The sequence below is a fragment of the Sphingobium fuliginis genome (assembly GCF_015074805.1).
Classification (GTDB): domain Bacteria; phylum Pseudomonadota; class Alphaproteobacteria; order Sphingomonadales; family Sphingomonadaceae; genus Sphingobium; species Sphingobium fuliginis.
Genome location: NZ_CP060035.1, coordinates 2,476,474 through 2,497,074 on the forward strand (window position 1 = coordinate 2,476,474; position 20,601 = coordinate 2,497,074).

Consider the following 20,601-nt stretch of genomic DNA (forward strand, 5'->3'; position numbering starts at 1 on the left):
GTGGCAGGCCATGTTCTCTTTGGCTACCAGCATGATGGAGATGAAGAAAGCGCTGATCGTCCGACATGTGCCGCGGGAGGGAGCGGCAGGCTATCTCCAGCCGATCGAGGCCGCGGGCTATGCGATCGAACGGATCGATGTCGCCAGCCCCGACTTTGCCGATGTCGACCTCTGCACCCCGGACCTGTTGATCATGATGGGCGGCCCGATGGGCGTCTATGAGCAGGACCTGCACCCCTGGATTCCGCTCCAGATCGAAAAGCTGTCCGCCCGGCTGGAGCAGGACCTGCCGACCCTGGGCGTCTGCCTGGGCAGCCAGATGATCGCCGCCGCGCTCGGCGCGCCCGTCTATCCCGGCGGGCGGATGGAGTTGGGATTCGCGCCGGTCATGCTGAACGAGGCGGGCGCGGAATCCCCGCTGCGCCATCTGGACGGCGTGCCCGTCCTCCACTGGCACAGCGACACTTTCGACATGCCGACCGGGGTCGAGCTGCTGGCGTCGACCGAAAACTATGCTCATCAGGCCTTTCGCCGCGGCCCCAACCTGCTGGCGTTGCAGTTCCACGCGGAAATGGGCGAAGACCCGCGCTTCGAGGATTGGCTCACGCATTTCTGGGCCGATCTCGACATAGCGAAGCAATGCGGCACTGCCCTTCGGCAGGACCATGCCGACCATGGCCCCGCAGCCGTCGCTGCCGGACGCGCGATGATCGGCGAGTGGTTGAGCGGAATCGGGAACCAGGACCGATCGGCATTCAGGCCATGACGGCCTGCAAATGAGCGCGCGCGACCTGCGTCCGATTGAACGCGGCGCGCCCCAGAGCATCGTGCGCAAAAGTGGGAACCGGTTTTGCGCTTAAAACGATGCGGCAACAAAAGCTTGCGCGACCTGCGTCCGATTGAACGCGGCGCGCCCTAAAATTCGACTTCCAGTTCCTCGACCTCATCCTTCTCCCCGCGGGCGGCGTCGATCCACTCGCGAATCAGGTCCCAGTCGTTGCTCCAGTTGCAATAGGCGGCCGACCGCTCCGACAGCGCCACGGCATAGGTCAGGAAACGCTGCGCCACGGGGGCGAACATAGCATCGGCCACGGTCGGCCTTTCCCCGAACAGCCAGGGTCCGCCATAGGCGCCGAGGCATTCGGTCCAGATTTCCTCGATCCGCTCGATGTCCTGCTTGGCCCCGGAAAAGACCGGGAACTTTTCGTGCCGCACCTTCAGGTTCATGGGCAGGGCCGAGCGCAGGTTGATGAAGCCGGAGTGGATTTCGCCCGAAACCGAACGGCAGTGCGCCCGCGCGATCCGCTCCGCGGGATAAAGGCCGGCGTGCGGATAGAGTTCATGCAGATATTCCGCAATGGCGAGCGTATCCCACACGCCCGCCCCCTCATGGGTCAGGCGGGGCACCAGCACGGACGGCGACAGAAGCAGCAATTCCGCCCGGTTTTCGGGATCGTCGAGCGCAATCGTCTTTTCCACGACCTTCAGCCCGGCCATGCGGCACAACAGCCATCCGCGCAGGGACCAGGACGAATAAGTCTTGCTGGAAATGGTGAGTTCGGCGTCGGCCATGGCGTTCCTCCCGCTTCATCCCTATGTTTCATCAATCATGATGCGGTGCAATATGCAAAACCTGTATAACGGTCCGGCATGGGACCGAATCGGCACCGAAAGAGCTTAGGACGCGTTTGAGCAAGATGATGATGCTATATAGCGGCTATCAGGCCTGGAACGACATGATGGCCCCTGCGCGCTTCGGTGCTCAGATCGCTCTCTCCTTCAAGGACAAGATGGGACCGGTGGCGGATTGGGCCATGCCCCGCCGCATGTTCGCCCTGATGGACGTGTTCCAGGGCGCGAAGCTGACGCATCGCCGGCCGGCCTATGGCATAACGGAGGTGCATAGCGGCAATGCGGTGGTCGCCGTGCGGGAAGAGGTGGCGCTGGACCTGCCCTTCGGCAACCTGCTGCACTTCGCGAAGGACGATGTCGAAACGCCGCAGCCCAGGGTGCTGGTGGTTGCCCCCATGTCGGGCCATTTCTCGACCCTGCTGCGCAACACCGTCCAGACGCTGCTGCGCGACCATGACGTGTACATCACCGACTGGAAGAACGCCCGGGACGTGCCGCTGAGCGCCGGGCGCTTCGGATTCGACGATTATGTCGACTACGTCATGACCTTCATGCAGGAAATCGGGCCGGGATCGCATCTGGTTTCGGTGTGCCAGCCCTGCGTGCCCGCCATGGCGGCGGTGTCGATCATGTCGGAGGACAAGGACCCGGCGACGCCGCGCTCCATGACGCTGATGGGCGGACCGATCGACACGCGCGCCGCGCCCACGGTCGTCAACGAACTGGCCAATGAACAGTCGATCAAATGGTTCGAGGAGAATCTGATCAGCCTGGTGCCGATGCGCTATGCCGGGCGCGGCCGGCGGGTCTATCCCGGCTTCCTCCAGCTTTCCGCCTTCATGTCGATGAACATGGACCGGCATGGCGCCGCGCACCGCGAGCTTTACCAGCTGCTGGCCGACGGCAGGCAGGTCGAGGCGGACAAGATCAAGACCTTTTACGAGGAATATTTCGCCGTGCTCGACATGACGGCGGAATTTTATCTGGAAACGGTGGACAAGGTGTTCCAGCGGACGCTGCTGGCCAAGGGCGAACTCACCTATCGCGGGCGGAAGGTCAATCCGGGCGCCATCCACAAGACCGCTCTGCTGACGGTCGAAGGGGAGAAGGACGACGTCTGCGCCGTGGGCCAGACCGCGGCCGCCCATGCGCTCTGCACGGGCCTGCGCCCGCATCTGAAACGCCATCACCTGCAGCCGGGCGTTGGCCATTATGGCGTCTTTTCCGGCAGCAAATGGGAAAAGCAGGTCTATCCGCAGGTGCGAAACATGATCCTGGCGATGAACGCGGGTTAGCCTTTCCCTAATCATTGGCGGATATGGCCGGGGCATGGACATGGCTTCCCATCCCGCAATGGCGCATGCGCGCGCCTATGCGCCGGTGCAGCGGGCGCGCTGGGCCGCGCTGGCGGACGCGGCGGCGGAGGCCAATGCCTTCTACATGCCCGACATGCTGTGCGCGGCGCTGGACCATCTGGCGGGCGGCACCGCCGTGCGCATGCTGGAGGCGCAGCGGGACGGGGAACTGATCGGGCTGATGCCTGTGACGGTTTCGGCGCGGCATGGGCGGTTGCCGCTGCGCTGCGTCACCAACTGGATGCACGATCATTGCTTCTTCGGCGCGCCGCTGATCCGGCGGGGCGAGGAAGTGGCGGCGTGGCGGGGACTGCTGGAGCAGTTGGACGAGGCGGACTGGGCGCCGGGCTTCCTGCATCTGCGGGGGCTGGACGCGGCGGGGGCGAATGCGGCGGCGCTGGAGGCGCTATGCGTCGAGCAGCGGCGCGGGCGGCGGGAGGTGCATCGGTACGACCGGGCGATGCTGCGGTCGGAACTGGACGCGGACGCCTATTGGGAAACCAATGTGCGGGCCAAGAAGCGCAAGGAATTGCGGCGCCTGCAGAAGCGGCTGGCCGAACTGGGCACGGTCGGGAGCCGGCTGCTGGTCGACGGGGCGGAGCTGGCCGCGTGGTGCGGGGAATTTCTGGCGCTGGAGGCCGCGGGCTGGAAGGGGGCGGAAGGATCGGCGCTGGCCTGCAGGGATGAGGATGCGGCTTTCTTCCGGGCGGCCTGCGCGGCGGCTTTCGAGAACGGGCGGCTGCATTTCCTGCGCATGGACCTGGATGGGCGGGCGATCGCGATGCTGGTCAATTTCCGGCATGGCGAAGGGGCCTTTTCCTTCAAGATCGCCTTTGACGAGGCGCTGGGGCGCTTTTCGCCGGGGGTGCTGATCGAGATCGCCAATTTGCAGGCGGTGCTGGGCGATCCCGCCATCGGCTGGATGGATAGCTGCGCGGCGGCGGACCATCCGATGATCGACAGCCTGTGGGGCGAGCGGCGGACGATCACGCAATATCGCATCGCGCTGCGGGGTGCGGGACGAAGCGTCGCCTTTGCGCTGGCCAATGGCGTGGAGGCGCTGGGGCAGAGGTTGAAGGGGCAGATATGAACGCGGTGAGCGCCATCGAGGCGGGGGTGTTTCCGGAAGAGGCGCGGGCGGCCTTCGCGGCGGCTTATCCGGACAGGGCGGCGAAGTTGAGCCATGGGCTGGCGGGGCATGCGCTGCTGACTCTGGAGGCTCTGGCCGGGCTGGCGGAGCGGATGCCGGCCGCTTCGGTCGAGTATAATCTGGGCAAGCTGCCCCTGGGGGTGCGGGCGGAGGATACGCCGTCCAACGGGCTGACGCTGGGCGAGACGATCCGGACCATAGAGAGCAACGGCAGTTGGGCGGTGCTGAAGAATGTCGAGCGGGACGCGGATTATGGCGCGCTGCTGGACCGGGCGCTGGCGGAACTGGCGCCGCTGGTGGAGCGGGAGACCGGGCCGATGCTGCATCGGGAGGCGTTCATCTTCCTGTCCTCGCCCGGCAGCGTGACGCCGTTCCACATGGACCCGGAGCATAATATCCTGCTCCAGATCCGGGGCGAGAAGACGATGACGGTCTTTCCGGCGGGCGACGAGGAACTGGTGCCGGCGGTGCAGAGCGAGGCCTTCCATGCGGGCGGGCATCGCAATCTGGACTGGCGGGACGGGTTTCGCGAGCGGGGCATGGCGGTGACGCTGTTGCCGGGCGATGCGATCCATGTGCCGGTCAAGGCGCCGCATTTCGTGGAGAATGGCCCTGTCGTGTCGGTCAGCCTGTCGGTGACGTGGCGGTCGGAGCGGAGCGTGGCGGAGGGCGAGTTGCACAGCCTGAACGCGCTGCTGCGGCGGCGCGGGCTGCCGGTCGGGCGGATCGGGGCGCGGCCGGAGGCGCAGGGCGCGCGGCGGATCGCCTATCGGATCATGCGGAAGCTGGGCGTCTGAGGATTTTGCGCAAGGCGGCCTCGGCTTCGAGGCGGGGGCTGAAGCGGTCGACCTGCCACCATTCAAGGGCTTCCTCGCGGGTGGCGAGGCTCTGCTTGTAGCGGTCCTTGCCCGCGAGCAGCGAGTAGAGCGCGAGGCCGCGTTCCGCATAATGGGCGACGGCGGCGGCGTGGCACAGCAGGCCGGGCTTGTCCTTCGGCGCGCGGGGGGCGGCGAAGGCGGACTGGTAGTTCATCGCTGTGCCGTCGTGGAGGAAGTTGAGGAGCAGGCCGACGGTTCCGCCGCCATCGGTGAAGCGCAGCAGTTCGACCTTTTCGTCGCGGCTTGCGAGGGTGGCGGCGAAGCGGCGGAAGGCGGGGTCGTCCCAGGCATTGTCGGCGTGGCGGCCGGTGTTGAGGGACCGCATTTCCTCCAGCCATGGGACGATGTCCGCTGGGGCGGCTTTGGCGATGGCCGGGAGCGCGCCGCCATGATCCTTGAGGGCGCGGCGGATCTGGGCGCGGCTGTTGGAACTGAGCAGCGACAGATAGTCGGCGGCGCGGACGGCGGCGAGGTCGACCTGATAGACCGGGGAGCGGTCGAGGCGGGTCTTGCGGCGGGCGGGGATTGTCAGGAGCGGCGAGTCGGGGGCGATGCCGCTGAGGCGGAGGGTGCGCCAGTCGTTGCGGTTTTGCAGGGCCTGGAGGGCGGCCCGTGTCGCCTCCCCTTCCCTGCCCTTCGCGGCGAGCAGGCCGTTATATTCGATGAAGGGGCGGTCGGCGCCGGGGTCGCCGGACTGGTTGAGCGACAGGGTGGCGCTGCGGCCCAGCAGGCGGGGTTGCAGGGCATGGCCGAAGAGGGCGAGCGCGATGTCCCGGCCCTGCGCATCGGTGACGGCGAGCAGTTCGGGGCGGACGGCGTAGCTTTCCAGCCAGGCGCCGGTCCAGGTCCAGCCGAGGAAGAAGCTGGCGGCGGCGCGGGACTCCAGCGCCTGCCAGCGGGGGGCTAGGCTCGCGAGGTCGGGCAGGCGGGTGAAGTGGGCGGTGAGGGCCATTGCGGGCCCCCTTTTGGCAGAGCGGCGGTGGGGGTCAAGCTTGCAGCACCTCAAGCTGTATGGGCAGGTGGGGAAGGTGGGGAATGTCCTGATTCCACCCAAACCGGTCGGGACCATCACAATTCGCGGCGCAATGCGGGGTCGACCGAGCCATCGGGGCGGACGCCCGCGCGTTTGAGGTCGCGGCCCATTTTCCCCGTCAGGAAGCGGAACCACATCACGAAATCGGCCCGCAGCGACCAGAAGGGATAGCGGAAGGTCGCCGGACGGTTATGTTCGATCAGGCTGTGGCCGATCCAGGCGAAGCCATAGCCAGCGAGGGGCACGGCGGGGATCATCCACCAGCTTCCCGCGACCGGCAGCGCGGCGATCAGCAGCACGACCAGGCTGGTGCCGGCATAGTGCATCGCCCGCGTGCCCGCATGGGCATGTTCCTGGAGATAATAGGGCCAAAAGTCGCGGAACGCCGCCGTCTTGTCGTCCATCGCATCCCCTCCTGCCTGTGTCCGCAAGCCTATCGGGAAACGGGATGGAAGTTAAGATGGATGCGTCAGGCCGTGTGCCGATCGGGGGCGAACAGGAAATAATCATAGGCCGCCCGCGCCGCTTCGGCCATGATGCGGTCGCGCAGTTCATGGCCCATATGGTCCTTCATCACGAAGACCGAGATGACGAACATGCGGCCATCGGGCAGCGTGACGATGCCCGCGTCGTTGCCGAGGCCGTTCAGCGTCCCGGTCTTGTGCGCGATGCGGGTGCCCGGCGGCAGCATGGCGCGCAGCCGGGCCTTGCCGGTCTTGCAGCGTTCCATGACCGACAGCATCAGCGCAGTCGTCTGGGGCCGCAGCACCCTGCCCAGGCGGATCGCGGCGAGCAGGTCGTCCATCGCCCGCGGCGTGGCGGTGTCGCGCGGATCGGCGGCGAAGCCCAGATTGGGCATGTCGCGGGCGTCGCGCTGGCTGGCGGAGAGGCCGGATTCCATCGCGGCTTCATCGCCGAAGCCAATGCCCGTCACCTTGGCGCGGGCGAGCAGGTCGCGGGTGTTGCTGTCGACGCGCAGCCCCCTGATCCCGGCGGCGCGGACCCAGTCGTTGACCGCCTGCGGCCCGCCGGCGCGGGCGACGAGGGCGTCGGTCGCCTCATTGTCGCTGAGCGTCAGGCTCATGTCGATCAGGGTGCGCACCGGCAGCGGGCGGCCAAGGCGCATGAGCGGTTCGTCGAGGCTGAGGCTGCCCGCGTCCAGCAGCGAGAGGATCTTGGCCGTGACCGCCACCTTGTAGGTGCTGGCCATGGGGAACAGCGTGTCGCCATTATAGGCGAGCGTCTCCCCAGTGCCGAGGTCGCGCACGGCGATGCCGACCGTGCCGTCGGTCAGTGTGGCGAAACGGGCGAATTCGGCCATCAGGCGGGATTCGGCGCTGTGCTGGACCGGATTGGGCGTCGGGCCGAAGGCGTCGGCGGTGGGCAGCGGAGCCAGGAACAGGCCCAGAAAGGCGATCAGCTTGGTACGAAGGCGCGGCATGCCGCCTGTTTCCCCGATTTGCCGGAGAAGGGCAAGCACTGTTGACAGCGGATCGGCGCGGGGTTCATCACGCCGGGCCATGAGCGATACGATCAAGCTGGACGAGAGCTGGCGCGCGCCGCTGCTGCGGGAATTCGAGAGCCCCTATATGCAGGGGCTGAAGCGCTTCCTTCAGGAGGAGAAGGCGCAGGGCAAGCGCATCTTCCCCAAGGGCGGCGAATATTTCCGGGCGCTGGACCTGACGCCGCTGGACAGGGTGAAGGTGGTGGTGCTGGGGCAGGACCCCTATCATGGCGAGGGGCAGGCGCATGGCCTGTGCTTTTCGGTGAAGCCGGGGGTGCGGACGCCGCCGTCGCTGGTCAATATCTACAAGGAATTGCAGAGCGACCTGGGGCTGCCGCCGCCGCGCCACGGTTTCCTGGAGCATTGGGCGCGGCAGGGCGTGCTGCTGCTGAACAGCGTGCTGACGGTGGAGATGGGCAAGGCGGCGTCGCACCAGAAGCGCGGCTGGGAACAGTTTACCGACGCGATCATCCGGCTGGTCAACCAGCAGGGCGAGCCGGTGGTGTTCCTGCTGTGGGGCAGCTATGCGCAGCGCAAGGCGGAATTTGTCGACCGGAGCCGGCATCTGGTGCTGAAGGCGGCGCACCCCTCCCCCCTTTCGGCGCATAACGGGTTCCTGGGGTGCCGGCATTTTTCGCAGGCCAACGCCTTTCTGGAGGAGAAGGGGCGCGGGGCGATCGACTGGGGGTTGCCGGAGACGGTAGCGGCATGAATTTCGACGACCAGTTGCACCGCTATTTCGGGGTGCGGGATGTGGACGCGCTGACCCCTGATGCCCTGGAAGCGGGGCTGGAGCGCATGCGGGTGGATTTCGGGCTGGAGACGGACGGGCGGCGGCGCTTTGCGCTGTGGTCGCTGATGTTCCTGCTGGGGGCGGCGCCCGATCTGGACGAGGCGTTCGAGGACCCGGCGGACCGGGACGCGGCGCGCGACTTCATGGAGATGATGGAGCGGGCCGAGGGGAACGAGTAGGGTTTTGCCGCCGCGCAGGAACAGGCTAGTCTGTCGGGCATGCGAATCTTCACCATCGGCTATGAGGGCGCCACGCAGGACGAGGTGATCGCCGCCCTGCGCGCGGCGGGGGTTACGATGCTGGCCGATGTGCGGGCGGTGCCGCTGTCGCGGCGGCCGGGCTTTTCCAAGAATATCCTCGCCGCCGGGCTGCGCGAGGCGGGGATCGATTATGTCGGGTTGAAGGCGCTGGGGACGCCCGCCGCCGGGCGGGAGGCGGCGCGCAAGGGGCAGCACCAGCGGCTGGCGGAGATTTATGCGGGGCAGCTGGAGCTGCCCGAGGCGATGGTGCAGGCGGCGCAACTGGTGGAGATGGCGGAGGAGCAGGCGGTGGCGCTGCTGTGCTTCGAGCGGGATGCGGCGGCCTGTCACCGGTCGTTGCTGATCGATGCGGTCATGCCGGATGCGGAGCGGGTGGATCTGGTGCCTTGAGGAGCGCGCTTCCCCTCCCCTTCAGGGGAGGGGATTGAGGGGTGGGGGCGTGCCCTAAGGGAAAGCTGGGAGTAACGGCCTGCCCCCACCCCAACCCCTCCCCTGAAGGGGAGGGGCTTCTATATATAAATTCAGTTTCTTTGCCGCCGAAGCGATTCCATATTGCATTGCAGCAGGGGGTGGCGTTTCATCGCTTTCATGCTGAAGGCCGCGCTCCACCACCTGACGTCCTATCGCTACAGTCGCCCGATCACGCTTGGGCCGCAGGTGATCCGGTTGCGGCCCGCGCCGCACAGCCGGACGAAAATCCCCAATTATGCGTTGAAGATCGATCCGCCGGGGCATTTCCTGAACTGGCAGCAGGACCCGCATGGCAACTGGCTGGCGCGGATCGTCTTTCCCGAGCCGGTCGACCGTTTCTCCGTCGAGGTCGACCTGCTGGCCGATCTCGACATCATCAATCCATTCGATTTCTTCGTGGAGCCTTATGCGGAGGAGTATCCCTTCGCCTATGACGAGCAGTTGAAGACCGACCTCGCCGCCTATTTCGACCTGGAGGATCAGGGGCCGCTGTTCGAGGCTCTGGTGGAGAGCCACAAGGGGTTCGAGGGGCGGACGATCGACTTTCTGGTCGAGGTGAACCGGCAGCTTCAGCAACGGGTCGGCTATGTGATCCGGATGGAGGCCGGGGTGCAGTCGCCGGAGGAGACGCTGGAGATCGGCACCGGGTCGTGCCGGGATTCGGCCTGGCTGCTGGTGCAGTTGCTGCGGCGGCTGGGCTTTGCGGCGCGCTTCGTATCGGGATACTCGATCCAGCTTGTGGCCGATGTCGAGCCGCTGGAGGGGCCGAAGGGTGTTTCGCAGGACGTGGTCGATCTCCACGCCTGGGCGGAGGCCTATGTGCCGGGCGCGGGTTGGGTGGCGCTCGATGCGACTTCGGGGATGTTCGCGGGCGAAGGGCATATCCCGCTCTGCGCGACGCCGCATTATCGTTCCGCCGCGCCGATCAGCGGGATGGCGGAACCGGCGGAGGTCGATTTCCACTTTTCCATGGGCGTCAGCCGCATTGCCGAGGCGGTGCGGATCACCAAGCCCTTCACCGATGCGCGCTGGGATGCGGTGATGGCGCTGGGCGCGCAGGTGGACGCCGACTTGCAGGCGCAGGACGTGCGGCTGACGACCGGGGGCGAGCCGACCTTCGTGGCGGAGAATGGCGGCGATGCGGGCGAGTGGAACGGCGATGCCGTGGGGCCGACCAAGGCGGGTTATGCCGACCGGCTGATCCGGGGGCTGCGGGAAGCCTTCGCGCCGAGCGGGATGCTGCATCATGGGCAGGGCAAATGGTATCCGGGCGAGAGCCTGCCGCGCTGGGCCTATGCGGTCTATTGGCGGCAGGACGGGGTGCCGATCTGGCGCGATGCGGCGCTGATCGCGGATGAGGTCGCGCCGGCGGGTGCGCGGGCGGTGACGGCGGAGGATGCGCAGGCCTTCATCGCGCATATGGCGGGGGCGATGGGCTTTTCCGCCGATCATATCCAGCCGGTTTATGAAGACCCGGCGGTGTGGGCGGTCAAGGAGGCGGACCTGCCGGTCAACACCTCGCCCGACGATCCCAAGATTGCCGATCCGGAGGCGCGGGCGCGGATGGTGCGGGCGTTCGAGCGGGGGCTGGACCAGCCGGTCGGCTATGTGCTGCCGGTGCAGCGGTGGCAGGCTCAGGCCGCGACGCCGCGCTGGCAGAGCGAGATTTGGCAATTGCGGCGCGGGCGGCTGTTCGCGGTGCCGGGGGATTCCGCGCTGGGCTATCGCCTGCCCCTGGGGTCGTTGCCGCATGTGCCGGAGGCGGCCTTTCCCTATATCCATCCCCGCGATCCGAGCGAGCCGCGCGGGCCTTTGCCGGATTTCCGGGCGACGGTGGACGAGGTTCACGCCCAGCCGGTGCAGCGGGTGCCCGACGCGCCGGGCGGGGCCGTGGCGCAGGAGCGGGTCGAGCAGTTCCATATCGAGGGGGCGGTGCGCACCGCCGTGACGGTGGAGCCTAGGGGGCATTTCCTGTCCGTCTTCCTGCCGCCGGTGGAGGCGCTGGAGGATTATCTGGAACTGGTCGCCGAGGTCGAGGGCGCGGCGGAGGCGATGCGGATTCCGGTGCGGATAGAGGGCTATGCGCCGCCGCCCGATCCGCGCCTGCAGGTGCTGAAGGCCACGCCCGATCCCGGCGTGATCGAGGTGAATATCCAGCCTTCTTCAAGCTGGGACGAGACGGTGGAGATCACCGAGCGGCTCTATGCGCTGGCGCGGACCTGCGACCTTACCGCCGACAAGTTCATGGTGGATGGGCGTTCGGTGGGGACCGGGGGCGGCAATCATATCGTGCTGGGGGGGCCGAGTTTGAACGACTCCCCCTTCATCCGGCGGCCCGACTTGCTGAAGAGTTTCGTGCTGTACTGGCAGCGGCATCCTTCGCTGTCCTATCTGTTTTCGGGGCTGTGCATCGGGCCGACCAGCCAGGCGCCGCGCATCGATGAGGCGCGGCATGACGGGCTGTATGAGCTGGAGATCGCGCTGGCGCAGGTGCCGCCGCCCGGAGAAGGCGACGCGCCGCCGCCATGGCTGGTGGACAGGCTGTTCCGCAACCTGCTGGTCGATGTGACGGGCAATACCCATCGCACCGAAATCTGCATCGACAAGATGTTCTCCCCCGACGGGCCGACCGGGCGGCTGGGGCTGCTGGAGTTTCGGGGCTTCGAAATGCCGCCGGAGCCGAGGATGAGCCTTGTCCAGCAATTGCTGTTGCGGGCGCTGACGGCGTGGTTCTGGCGGCAGCCGCAGCAGGGCGGTCTGGTACGCTGGGGGACGGCCTTGCATGACCGCTTCATGCTGCCGCATTTCGTCTGGGCGGATTTTCTGGAGGTGCTGGGCGACCTGCGCGGGGCGGGTTACGCGTTCGATCCCAACTGGTTCGAGGCGCAGCGGCAGTTCCGTTTTCCGGTGCATGGCGCGGTGGATGCGGGCGGCGTGGGGCTGGAGATTGCCCATGCGCTGGAGCCGTGGAATGTGCTGGGCGAAACCGGGGCCATTGGCGGGACCGTGCGCTATGTCGACAGTTCGACCGAGCGGTTGCAGGTGCGGGCGACGGGGCTGGTCGCGGGGCGGCATGTCGTCGCCTGCAACGGGCGGCGGGTGCCGATGACGCCGACCGCCGTGCCGGGCGAGGCGGTGGGCGGCGTGCGGTACAAGGCCTGGGCGCCGGCCGCCTGCCTGCACCCTGCCCTGCCGGTCAACGCGCCGCTGACCTTCGACGTGCTGGATAGCTGGAGCGGGCGGTCGCTGGGCGGCTGCGTCTATCATGTCGCGCATCCGGGCGGGCGCAATTACGACACGCTGCCGATCAACGCCTATGAGGCGGAGGCGCGGCGCAAGGCGCGGTTCCAGGACCATGGCCATACGCCGGGGCCGGTCGACATGCCGCCCGCCGAGGCCCCGGGCGAATTTCCGATGACGCTGGACCTGCGTTTCCGGCATCCATGACCGTGGCGAGCGCCCCTGTCGTGGAAGCGGCCGGTTGGGCCGACGCCTATCTGGCGCGGGCGCCGGAGGGCGACCTGTTCGCCGGAGCGAGCGCGGAGATGGCCGGGCACTGGCGGACGATGCTGGAGCGGCTGTCGGCGCAGGCGCAGGGCGATCCGGCGGTGCTGGCGGGCAATGTCGAGCGGCAGGCGGTCGACCTGGGGCTGGCGTTCCGGCTGACCGGGGACCAGCAGGAAAGGCCCTGGCCGCTCAGCCCCATTCCGCTGCTGATCGGGGCGCGGGAATGGACGCATATCGAGCAGGGGCTGATCCAGCGGGCGCAGTTGCTGGAGCGGGTGATCAGCGACATCTATTCCACCCAATCGCTGGTCCGCGATGGGAAGCTGCCCGCGAGCGTGATCACCGGCAGCCCGCATCACTGGAGGGTGATGACCGGCGCGCCGCCGCCGTATGGGCATTTCGTCCATTTCTACGCCGCCGATCTGGCGCGGGGGCCGCAGGGCGATTGGCGGGTGCTGGCGGACCGGGTGCGGACGCCCGTGGGCGTCGGTTATGCGCTGGAGAACCGGCTGGCCCTGTCGCGGGCGACCGGGGACCTGCTGGGCGCGCTCAATGTGCGGCGGCTGGCCCCGTTCCTGAGCGACCTGCGGCGCGGGCTGGCGGCGGATTGCGAACGGAGCGATCCGCGCATCGGGCTGCTGTCGCCGGGGCGGTTCAACCAGAGCTATGCCGAGCAGGCGCATCTGGCGCGCTATCTGGGCCTGTTGCTGGTCGAGGGTGACGACCTGATCGTGTCGGACGGGCAATTGTTCGTCCGGACCATTCAGGGGTTGAAGCGGGTCGATGGCCTCTGGCGCTGGATGGACAGCCGCTTCCTCGATCCGCTGGCGTTCGACGCGGAATCGCGGATCGGCGTGCCGGACCTGTTCGACGCCTGCGTCAAGGGCGGGCTGATGCTGGCCAACTGGCCGGGCGTGGGCGTGATCGAATCGCGGGCGATGGCGGCCTTCCTGCCGGGGCTGGCGCGGGAGGTGCTGGGGGCGGACCTCATCCTGCCCAATATCGCGACATGGTGGTGCGGGCAGGCGGCCGAGCGGGCGCATGTGGCGGGGGCGATGGATGAGCTGGTGGTGGGGTCCGCCTTCGACCGGGACGTGGCGGGGCTGACGGGCACGCGGTTCCTGCCCGGATCGGGGATGGATGCGGCGCAGCGGGCGGCCCTGCTGGAGGCGATGGCGCGGCGGCCGATGGATTATGTCGGGCAGGAAGTGGTGCGGCTGTCGACCACGCCCGCGATCGTCGGGGGCAGGCTGACCGCCCTGCCCTTCACCCTGCGGGTGTTCCTGGCGCGGGACGAGCTGGGGCAATGGCGGATCATGCCGGGCGCCTTTGCGCGGCTGGCGGCGCATGGCGACATTCGCGCCGCGCTGATGGGCGAAGGCGACCTGTCGGCGGACATGTGCGTGCTGGACGGCAAGCCGGTGCCGCAGGACGGGCTGTCGGCGGCGGCTCCGGCGATCCGGCGGGTGGGCGGCATGCTGCCCGCCAAGGCGGCGGACAATCTCTATTGGCTGGGCCGCTATATCGAGCGGATGGAGATGACGGCGCGGGTGATCCGGGCGATCGTCGGCGGGTCGATCGAGGCCGATCTGGGGCCGGCGGTGGGGTCGCCCGCCATGGACCGGCTGATGGGGCAGCTTGCGTCCTGGGGCGCGATCCCGGCTGTTGCGGGGGCGGTCGGGCCGCTCTGCGCGCAGGCGTTGGGCGATGGCGCTCAGCCGGGCAGCGTGCGGGCCCTGCTGGCAGCGGTGGCGGGCATAGGGGAAGGGCTGCGCGACCGGCTGGCGGTGGATTACTGGCGGCTGGTGCGGCTGCCCCTGCCCGATTTCGACGGCGGGGTGACGGAGACCCTGCTGAAGGCGTCATCCCGGATGATCGAGCGGATTTCGGCGCTGTCGGGGCTGGCGGCGGAGAATATGGGGCGGACCGAGGGGTGGCGTTTCCACGACATGGGGCGGCGGATGGAGCGGGCGATCAATGGCTGCCGTCTGGCGATGCTGTTCGGGGGCGATGGGGCTTCGGCGGACGACCTGACCGTGCTGCTGGACCTCAACGACAGCCAGATCAGCTATCGCAACCGCTATCTGGCCGGGCCCGCCCTGGCGCCGGTGCGCGATCTGGTGGCGCTGGAGCCGCATAATCCGCGCTCCATCGTCTATCAGGCGGAGAGGCTGGCGGAGCATGTCGGGGCGCTGCCGACGCTGCATGGCGACGGCATGCCCGAGGAGCCCCAACGGCTGGCGGCGATGCTGGCGGCGCGGCTGGCGCCGCTGACGGGGGATGTGCTCGGCATGGCCGATCTGGCGGAGGCGGAGGGCCGGTTGCTGGAACTGTCGGACGCCATCGGGCAGCGCTATTTCCTGCAGCGGCGCAAGGAAAAGAGCGAGGGCGCCAGCCTGCTGTCATGATCTACCGCATCCGGCATCAGACCATCGTGCATTATGATGCGCCGGTGCAACTGGCGCGCCTGAACCTGCGGCTGCGGCCCGCGCCCTGGCCGGGGCAGTGGACGTCGGACTATCATCTGGCGGTCGATCCGGCGCCTTCCTCCATCGAATCGCGGCCGGGGGCATGGCCGGTGCATGTCGCCCGGCTGGAGATCGACAGCCCGCTGCGCCGGATCAGCATCGACAGCAGCTTTCGCGCCGGGGTGCAGGGCGGGCCAGCGGCGGAAGCGCGGGACGATGATCCCACCGTCGGCGCGGTGGCGGAGGCGGCGCTGGTGGCGCGGGACATGGGACCGGCGGGGCCGGCGCATTATCTCCACGCCTCGCAGCGCGTGCCGCTGGTGGCGGAGATCGGGGATTGGGCAGCGGATTTGCTTGTCCCCGGGCGGCCGATTGTCGAGGCGGCGGTGGAACTGGCGCGGCGGATCAAGGGCGAATTCGCCTATGTGAGCGGGGCGACGGACGCGGCGACGCCGGTGGCGGAGGCCTTTGCGGCGCGCCATGGGGTGTGCCAGGACTTTGCCCATGTGATGGTGGCGGCCTTGCGCTGGTTCGGGCTGCCCGCCGCCTATGTCAGCGGCTATCTGCGCACCGATCCGCCGCCGGGCATGGCGCGGCTGGTGGGCGCGGACGCCATGCATGCCTGGGCGATGCTGTGGTGCGGGCCGGCGCGGGGGTGGATCGGCCTTGATCCGACCAACGGCGTGATCGCTGGGGACGGACATCTGTTCGTCGCCATGGGGCGGGACTATGCCGATGTCGCGCCGATGGACGGGCTGTTCGTCGGCGGCGCGGGCCAGAGCGTGCAGGTAATGGTGGACGTCATGCCGGAGGATGAGTCGGCGTGAGGCGCGCCTGGAGCACGCTGCGCCAATCGGACGCAGCGCGCTCCGGCTTTCTGCCGCATCCTTTTCAGAGCATCGTGCGCAAAAGTGGGAACCGGTTTTGCGCACGATGCTCCGGCGGCTCTACCACCCTCCAGCCCATGTCATGGTCAGCGACCGGAGCCGTGGACCCGCACCTGCCCGGTGCGATAGCCCTTCTCACGCATTTCCTTCGCATAGTCGCGGCGGGCGTCGGCCAGTTCCGCGCGATATTCGTCCCAGGCGTCGCGCTCATCCTCCGCATCGGTGGCGTGGCGCAGGTCGTGGGCCAGTTCCTTGCGGGCCTCCGCAACATCGGTGCGATAGTTGAACCAATATTTATTCTGCACGCCCGCAATCGGCGCGGGCAGGGTCATGTCGTCCTCCATCGCGGCGAGCCTTTCTTCATAGCTCATCGCGCCATGGGGCATGGCCGTTGCGGAAAGCGGCGCCATGGCGAGCATGGCAAGGGCGCTGGCGACAGTCGAGCGTTTCATGTCTCTTCTCCTCTTCCTCGTCCCGATGGGGGGTCAACGTGCGAGGAAAGGGATTTTGCGCATGAACGGTTGTGCAGAATGGATGAAGCGCATCCCAGCGGCGACCGGCGGAAAAGGGAAACCGGCCGGAAATAACCTTATTTCAATAGGTTATGGCAAAATCCCGCCCATGGCCCTTGCAGCGGCCATGGGCGGGAAGGGGAAGCGGGTCACATGCGGATCGCGTTGCGGAACATGACGAAGGCGATGATCACCAGATAGACGCCGAAGATTTTCTTGAGCGGGGCGGCGGGCATGGCGTGCGCGACGGCGACGCCCAGCGGCGCGGTGAGCACGGACATGGAGGCGATGGCGAGCGTCGCGGGGATGTTGACATAGCCCAGCGATCCCCAGGGCAGGCCGCCTTCCTTGAGGCCGATCAGCGCGAAGCCGATGGCGCTGGGAATGGCGATGAGCGTGCCGATGCCCGACGCGGTGGCGATCGCGCGGTGGATCGAGCGGCCGCACAGCGTCATCACCATGATGGCGATGGTGCCGCCGCCGATGCCGAGCAGGGCGGAGAAGGTGCCCAGACCCCCGGCGATGCCGACGCGGGCGATGCCCGAGGGCATGGTGTCGCTGATCACCTTGCCGCCGACCTTGGGCAGCAGGAAGTTGAGCGACATCAGGAACACGCCGATCGCGAAGATCATGGTCAGGATGCGTCCGTCGACATGGCCGGCCAGCAGCACGCCCGCGCCGTCGCCCAGGATGATCCACGGCGCCCAGGTCTTGAGCACCTCGAACTCCACCGCGCCGCGCTTGGCATGGGCGAGGAGGGAACGGATCGACGTCACGATGATCGTCGCCGCCGACGTGCCGATGGCGACATGGGCGATGGCGTCATGCGTGCCGCCCAGCAGCGGCAGCACCACGAACAGCGCAGGCACCACCACGAAGCCGCCGCCGATCCCGAAAATCCCCGCCGCGAAACCGGCGAACAGTCCCGCCCCCAGCATCGCGACCAGCGGCAGGAGCCAGGTCATCACGTCGCCGTGCATCAGCGCTGCTCCCCTGCCGGTGCCGTGCGGGCGGCATTATGGGGGAAGATGCCCTGGTGGATCAAGGCGGCGGAAGCTGTGCAATCGACCATGATGGAAACCCATGCCTCTCTTCGGCGGAATGTAAGTGGCGGGGACGATCAACTGCCCCACATCTTCCCAAGACGAACGACGTTGGGGAACCCGCAAAGGAGAGGCGCAATATTGTGGGGGAGCGGGAGAGGATGCGGGTGGATTCCAGGGCCCGGACCGGGCCTTTGCGCGCTTCGCAAAAAAGAAAACGGCCCCGATCACGGAGCCGTTTCCCTGTTTCAGAAAACCGAGGGGGGATCAGGCGGCGAGCGCCTTCACCTTGTCGGTCACCACGGTCACGCGGGCGGTCAGCGGAGAGGCCACGTCGCCGGCCAGCTTGATCAGCGCTTCGCTGCTCTTGGCCGCTTCCTTGGTGAATTCGTCGAAGCTGCTGGAGAGCAGCTGGCTCTGGAGCTGGAAGAATTCGGTCGGCGTCTTCACGGTCGAGAAGCTCTTGAACGAGGCAGTCGCCTTTTCGAAGCTCTTGCGGCTGTAGTCCACGGCTTCCTGGCCCAGGGTCTCAAAGCCCTTGGCCGCGATCTTGCCGGATTCGACCAGCGCTTCGACATTGCCCTTGGCGATGTCGCTGAACTCCTCGATCGCCTTGGTCGACTTCTCGACGCTCACCTTCGCCTTCTCGTTCAGGTCGGCATAGACCGTTTCGAGCTTGGCCTTGGTTTCTTCAGCGAATTTCTTTCCGGTCTCGATCACGTCGTTCATCATCTTCGTTCCTTCTGTGGCGGGCAGCAACATGGGCTCTAGCGGCCCGGCCTTGGACGACAGGCTCTTCCATAGCTCCGGTTCGGTCGGCTTCGGTTCCGCAACCGGCTCAAACTTCGGCGTCTTCACCGCCGGCGCCGCGGCGACGGGGGTGGGTTCGGGCGTCGCATCCTTCACCAGCTCGGGCTCAGGCGCGGCGTCGACCGCCGTGGTCGCCGCGATCACCGCCACCGGATCGGCCTTCGCCACGGGCGCCGGCCTGGGGGCTGGAGCGACGGGCTTGGGCGGCGCCGGTTTCCTGACGGCGGGCTTCGCCTTCGTCTGGGCCGGGGCCTTGATCGCAGCTTCGGCGGCCTTGAGCGCCTCACTGGCGGACAGGGTCGACGACGACGCCTTCTTGGCGGCAGGCTTCTTACGCACTGGCTTTGGGGTAACGGCCATGGACCAACCTCCATTTGTTGCAGTGCACAATATAGGGATCGAAATGCGGTTGCAAGTGTTTTTGTGCAGTGCAACAAAATTGCCTCATACGGCCCGTCGCTGCAACGAGGCGGGCTGCCGCAAACCCTGTCCCATCTGTCCCATGTGAAGGAACTAGCGGGTTTTCACATAGCGGCCGGGCGCATCCTCAATGGCCTTGAGTCGGCCTCTGCCCGGGCGGCGGGCGCCCTTCACCGGGACCGTGGCGGGGGTCTGCCCGCGAATCCACTCGATCCAGTCGGGCCACCAGCTCCCCTTCGTCTCCTTCGCCTGTGCAAGGAAGGCCTCTAGGGTGGGCTGCGATTCGGTGCAGGTCCAATATTGATATTTGCCGGCGGCGGGCGGGTTCACCACGCCCGCTATATGCCCCGACCCCGCCAGCAGGAAACGGATCGGGCCGGAGAAATGTTCGGTCAGTTTCCACACGCTTTCCAGCGGGGCGATATGATCTTCCCGTCCCGCCTGAACATAGGCGGGTGTCCTGACCCGGCGCAGGTCGATAGGCGTGCCCGCGACGCTGATCGCGCCCGGCCGGACCAGCAGGTTGTCGCGATAGAGCTGGGTCAGATAATCCCTGTGCCAGCGCGCCGGCAGGTTGGTGGTGTCGCCATTCCAGTAGAGCAGGTCGAAGGGCGGATAATCCTGCCCCAGCAGGTAATTGTTGACCACATAGTTCCAGATGAGGTCGCGCCCGCGCAGCAGGTTGAAGGTCGCGGCCATGTAGCGCCCGTCGAGGAAGCCGCCGGAGGAAAGCTGCTCCACCATCTTCATCTGCTCGTCATCGACGAACAGGCTGAGGTCCCCCGCCTTGCTGAAATCGACCTGGGCGGTGAAGAAGGTGGCGCTGGCGACCTTTTCCCCCTCCCCACGCGCCGCCAGCAGCGCCAGCGTGGCGGCAAGGGTGGTGCCCGCGACGCAATAGCCGATGGCGTGGACGCCGGGCACGCCCAGCAGGTCGCGCACCGTGTCGATCGCGTCGATCTGGCCGTTCAGTATATAATCGTCCCAGACCAGGTCCTTCATCGAGGCGTCGGCCGATTTCCACGACACCAGGAAGACGCTGATCCCCTGGTCCACGGCCCATTTGACGAAGCTTTTTTCCGGCGACAGGTCGAGAATGTAGAAGCGGTTGATCCATGGCGGGAAGATGATCAGCGGCGTTTCCAGCACCTTGTCCGTCGTCGGGGCATAGTGGATCAACTGGTAGAGCGGCGTTTCCCTGATCACCTTGCCCGGCGTGGAGGCGATGTTGCGGCCAAGCTCGAACGCCGTGCCGTCCGTGTGGGTGAGCTGGCCCTTTTCCAGGTCGGCCAGCATGTGCTGGAGGCCCTTGACCAGATTCTCGCCGCCGCTCTGGATCGTCTTCTGCACGACCAGCGGGTTGGTCAGCGGGAAATTGCTGGGGGCGATGGCGTCGAGCAGGCCGGTGGTGGCGAAGCGCAGCTTTGCCTTCTGCTTCGGATCGACGCCGTCCACCGCGTCGGCCAGCTTCATCAGATAATCCGAAAGCAGCAGGTAACTTTGCCGGATCAGGTCGTAGAAGGGATGCTCGGTCCAGGCCGGGTCGGCGAAGCGGCGGTCGCGCGCGGCGGCGGGGCTGCCCGAGGGCGGCGGCTCCGGCTGGTCGCGCAGCAGGCCGCCGGAATCCAGGAAACGCTGCCACAGGGCGAGGCCTTCGTCGGCGAAGCCGGTCTGGATGCGCGCCACGGCTTCGGGATCGAAGGGCAGCGTGCGCCCGGTCGCGCCCGCCGCCTGTTCCAGCAGCAACTGCTGCGCGCGGCCCAGCACCTGCGTCCATTGCTGCATGTCCTCCAGCGTGGGGAGATGGGGTTCCATGACGTCCTGTGCTTTCATGGCCACCTTCCTTCGCCTGGCATGGTCCGGTCCGCCGCTTTCTCT

General features: G+C 67.4%; 18 protein-coding genes. 10 read left to right on the forward strand and 8 right to left on the reverse strand.

The features are described from left to right. Window positions 1-40 precede the first annotated feature (40 nt). Entirely contained in the window at window positions 41-766 is a 726-nt protein-coding gene (locus H5V43_RS11915) for a glutamine amidotransferase (protein WP_048576291.1), read from the forward strand. 149 nt (window positions 767-915) lie between these two features. Here the strand turns inward: H5V43_RS11915 and H5V43_RS11920 are convergent, their stop codons facing one another. Continuing rightward, window positions 916-1,572, reverse strand: coding sequence for a glutathione S-transferase (locus H5V43_RS11920; RefSeq protein WP_025552154.1), 657 nt, complete (start codon window positions 1,570-1,572; stop codon window positions 916-918). 125 nt (window positions 1,573-1,697) lie between these two features. Between H5V43_RS11920 and H5V43_RS11925 the strand changes: the two genes are divergently transcribed. From H5V43_RS11925 to H5V43_RS11935, 3 genes are read left to right on the forward strand one after another with little or no spacing between them, the layout of a single operon-like run. After that, window positions 1,698-2,927 carry a polyhydroxyalkanoate depolymerase gene (locus tag H5V43_RS11925; RefSeq protein ID WP_025552155.1) on the forward strand — a complete coding sequence of 410 codons (1,230 nt, stop codon included), beginning with the start codon at window positions 1,698-1,700 and terminating at the stop codon, window positions 2,925-2,927. A 34-nt stretch (window positions 2,928-2,961) separates the two neighbouring features. Further along, window positions 2,962-4,077, forward strand: a complete 1,116-nt coding sequence (locus tag H5V43_RS11930; RefSeq protein ID WP_099186371.1) for a GNAT family N-acetyltransferase — start codon at window positions 2,962-2,964, stop codon at window positions 4,075-4,077. After that, a complete protein-coding gene (locus H5V43_RS11935; protein WP_025552156.1) occupies window positions 4,074-4,934 on the forward strand; it encodes a cupin-like domain-containing protein in 861 nt (286 codons plus the stop codon). The genes H5V43_RS11930 and H5V43_RS11935 overlap by 4 nt, the downstream gene beginning before the upstream one ends. Here the strand turns inward: H5V43_RS11935 and H5V43_RS11940 are convergent. The 3 genes from H5V43_RS11940 to H5V43_RS11950 form a co-directional block, all read right to left on the reverse strand. After that, window positions 4,912-5,967: a GNAT family N-acetyltransferase gene (locus H5V43_RS11940; protein ID WP_193666668.1), complete on the reverse strand. Its 1,056-nt coding sequence runs from the start codon at window positions 5,965-5,967 to the stop codon at window positions 4,912-4,914. The genes H5V43_RS11935 and H5V43_RS11940 overlap by 23 nt on opposite strands. Before the next feature lie 116 nt (window positions 5,968-6,083). After that, on the reverse strand, window positions 6,084-6,452 hold the full coding sequence (locus H5V43_RS11945; RefSeq protein ID WP_025552257.1) for an Mpo1-like protein: 369 nt from the start codon (window positions 6,450-6,452) through the stop codon (window positions 6,084-6,086). Window positions 6,453-6,517: 65 nt separating this feature from the next. Further along, window positions 6,518-7,489, reverse strand: a complete 972-nt coding sequence (locus H5V43_RS11950; protein WP_025552255.1) for a serine hydrolase — start codon at window positions 7,487-7,489, stop codon at window positions 6,518-6,520. Between the two features lie 79 nt (window positions 7,490-7,568). Here H5V43_RS11950 and ung point away from each other — a divergent pair, with 79 nt between their 5' ends. The 6 genes from ung (at window position 7,569) to H5V43_RS11980 (ending at window position 15,878) form a co-directional block, all read left to right on the forward strand. After that, on the forward strand, window positions 7,569-8,264 hold the full coding sequence (gene ung / locus H5V43_RS11955) for a uracil-DNA glycosylase (RefSeq protein ID WP_025552253.1): 696 nt from the start codon (window positions 7,569-7,571) through the stop codon (window positions 8,262-8,264). Continuing rightward, window positions 8,261-8,524: a hypothetical protein gene (locus tag H5V43_RS11960; RefSeq protein WP_025552251.1), complete on the forward strand. Its 264-nt coding sequence runs from the start codon at window positions 8,261-8,263 to the stop codon at window positions 8,522-8,524. Before ung ends, H5V43_RS11960 begins: the two co-directional genes overlap by 4 nt. 39 nt (window positions 8,525-8,563) lie before the next feature. Then, window positions 8,564-8,995, forward strand: coding sequence for a DUF488 domain-containing protein (locus tag H5V43_RS11965; RefSeq protein WP_025552249.1), 432 nt, complete (start codon window positions 8,564-8,566; stop codon window positions 8,993-8,995). A gap of 198 nt (window positions 8,996-9,193) precedes the next feature. After that, complete coding sequence (locus H5V43_RS11970; protein WP_025547350.1) at window positions 9,194-12,523, forward strand: transglutaminase family protein; 3,330 nt, start codon at window positions 9,194-9,196, stop codon at window positions 12,521-12,523. Continuing rightward, on the forward strand, window positions 12,520-14,991 hold the full coding sequence (locus H5V43_RS11975; RefSeq protein WP_025547348.1) for a circularly permuted type 2 ATP-grasp protein: 2,472 nt from the start codon (window positions 12,520-12,522) through the stop codon (window positions 14,989-14,991). The genes H5V43_RS11970 and H5V43_RS11975 overlap by 4 nt, the downstream gene beginning before the upstream one ends. Further along, window positions 14,988-15,878 carry a transglutaminase family protein gene (locus H5V43_RS11980; protein WP_025547346.1) on the forward strand — a complete coding sequence of 297 codons (891 nt, stop codon included), beginning with the start codon at window positions 14,988-14,990 and terminating at the stop codon, window positions 15,876-15,878. Before H5V43_RS11975 ends, H5V43_RS11980 begins: the two co-directional genes overlap by 4 nt. Before the next feature lie 146 nt (window positions 15,879-16,024). Here H5V43_RS11980 and H5V43_RS11985 read toward each other — a convergent pair whose 3' ends face one another. The 4 genes from H5V43_RS11985 to H5V43_RS12000 all read right to left on the reverse strand — a co-directional run bounded on the left by H5V43_RS11985 (window position 16,025) and on the right by H5V43_RS12000 (window position 20,556). Then, window positions 16,025-16,390 (reverse strand): hypothetical protein, encoded by a 366-nt coding sequence (locus tag H5V43_RS11985; RefSeq protein ID WP_025547345.1) that lies wholly within the window; start codon window positions 16,388-16,390, stop codon window positions 16,025-16,027. Window positions 16,391-16,599: 209 nt separating this feature from the next. Then, the gene (locus tag H5V43_RS11990; protein ID WP_025547343.1) at window positions 16,600-17,430 is read right to left on the reverse strand and encodes a sulfite exporter TauE/SafE family protein; all 831 of its coding nucleotides are present in this window, start codon (window positions 17,428-17,430) and stop codon (window positions 16,600-16,602) included. A 330-nt stretch (window positions 17,431-17,760) separates the two neighbouring features. Next, window positions 17,761-18,663, reverse strand: a complete 903-nt coding sequence (locus H5V43_RS11995; protein ID WP_025547342.1) for a phasin family protein — start codon at window positions 18,661-18,663, stop codon at window positions 17,761-17,763. Window positions 18,664-18,816: 153 nt separating this feature from the next. Then, window positions 18,817-20,556, reverse strand: a complete 1,740-nt coding sequence (locus H5V43_RS12000; protein WP_099186373.1) for a PHA/PHB synthase family protein — start codon at window positions 20,554-20,556, stop codon at window positions 18,817-18,819. Window positions 20,557-20,601: the final 45 nt, after the last annotated feature.

What these genes read in the sequence shown, in the direction of transcription:
- H5V43_RS11990 (WP_025547343.1), bottom strand. Translation starts at nt 17,430, where the DNA reads ATGCACGGCGACGTGATGACCTGGCTCCTGCCGCTGGTCGCGATGCTG.
- H5V43_RS11950 (WP_025552255.1), bottom strand. Translation starts at nt 7,489, where the DNA reads ATGCCGCGCCTTCGTACCAAGCTGATCGCCTTTCTGGGCCTGTTCCTG.
- H5V43_RS11965 (WP_025552249.1), top strand. Translation starts at nt 8,564, where the DNA reads ATGCGAATCTTCACCATCGGCTATGAGGGCGCCACGCAGGACGAGGTG.
- H5V43_RS11970 (WP_025547350.1), top strand. Translation starts at nt 9,194, where the DNA reads ATGCTGAAGGCCGCGCTCCACCACCTGACGTCCTATCGCTACAGTCGC.
- H5V43_RS11975 (WP_025547348.1), top strand. Translation starts at nt 12,520, where the DNA reads ATGACCGTGGCGAGCGCCCCTGTCGTGGAAGCGGCCGGTTGGGCCGAC.
- H5V43_RS11980 (WP_025547346.1), top strand. Translation starts at nt 14,988, where the DNA reads ATGATCTACCGCATCCGGCATCAGACCATCGTGCATTATGATGCGCCG.
- H5V43_RS11920 (WP_025552154.1), bottom strand. Translation starts at nt 1,572, where the DNA reads ATGGCCGACGCCGAACTCACCATTTCCAGCAAGACTTATTCGTCCTGG.
- H5V43_RS12000 (WP_099186373.1), bottom strand. Translation starts at nt 20,556, where the DNA reads ATGAAAGCACAGGACGTCATGGAACCCCATCTCCCCACGCTGGAGGAC.
- H5V43_RS11995 (WP_025547342.1), bottom strand. Translation starts at nt 18,663, where the DNA reads ATGGCCGTTACCCCAAAGCCAGTGCGTAAGAAGCCTGCCGCCAAGAAG.
- H5V43_RS11985 (WP_025547345.1), bottom strand. Translation starts at nt 16,390, where the DNA reads ATGAAACGCTCGACTGTCGCCAGCGCCCTTGCCATGCTCGCCATGGCG.
- H5V43_RS11935 (WP_025552156.1), top strand. Translation starts at nt 4,074, where the DNA reads ATGAACGCGGTGAGCGCCATCGAGGCGGGGGTGTTTCCGGAAGAGGCG.
- H5V43_RS11915 (WP_048576291.1), top strand. Translation starts at nt 41, where the DNA reads ATGAAGAAAGCGCTGATCGTCCGACATGTGCCGCGGGAGGGAGCGGCA.
- H5V43_RS11940 (WP_193666668.1), bottom strand. Translation starts at nt 5,967, where the DNA reads ATGGCCCTCACCGCCCACTTCACCCGCCTGCCCGACCTCGCGAGCCTA.
- H5V43_RS11925 (WP_025552155.1), top strand. Translation starts at nt 1,698, where the DNA reads ATGATGATGCTATATAGCGGCTATCAGGCCTGGAACGACATGATGGCC.
- H5V43_RS11945 (WP_025552257.1), bottom strand. Translation starts at nt 6,452, where the DNA reads ATGGACGACAAGACGGCGGCGTTCCGCGACTTTTGGCCCTATTATCTC.
- H5V43_RS11930 (WP_099186371.1), top strand. Translation starts at nt 2,962, where the DNA reads ATGGACATGGCTTCCCATCCCGCAATGGCGCATGCGCGCGCCTATGCG.
- H5V43_RS11960 (WP_025552251.1), top strand. Translation starts at nt 8,261, where the DNA reads ATGAATTTCGACGACCAGTTGCACCGCTATTTCGGGGTGCGGGATGTG.
- ung (WP_025552253.1), top strand. Translation starts at nt 7,569, where the DNA reads ATGAGCGATACGATCAAGCTGGACGAGAGCTGGCGCGCGCCGCTGCTG.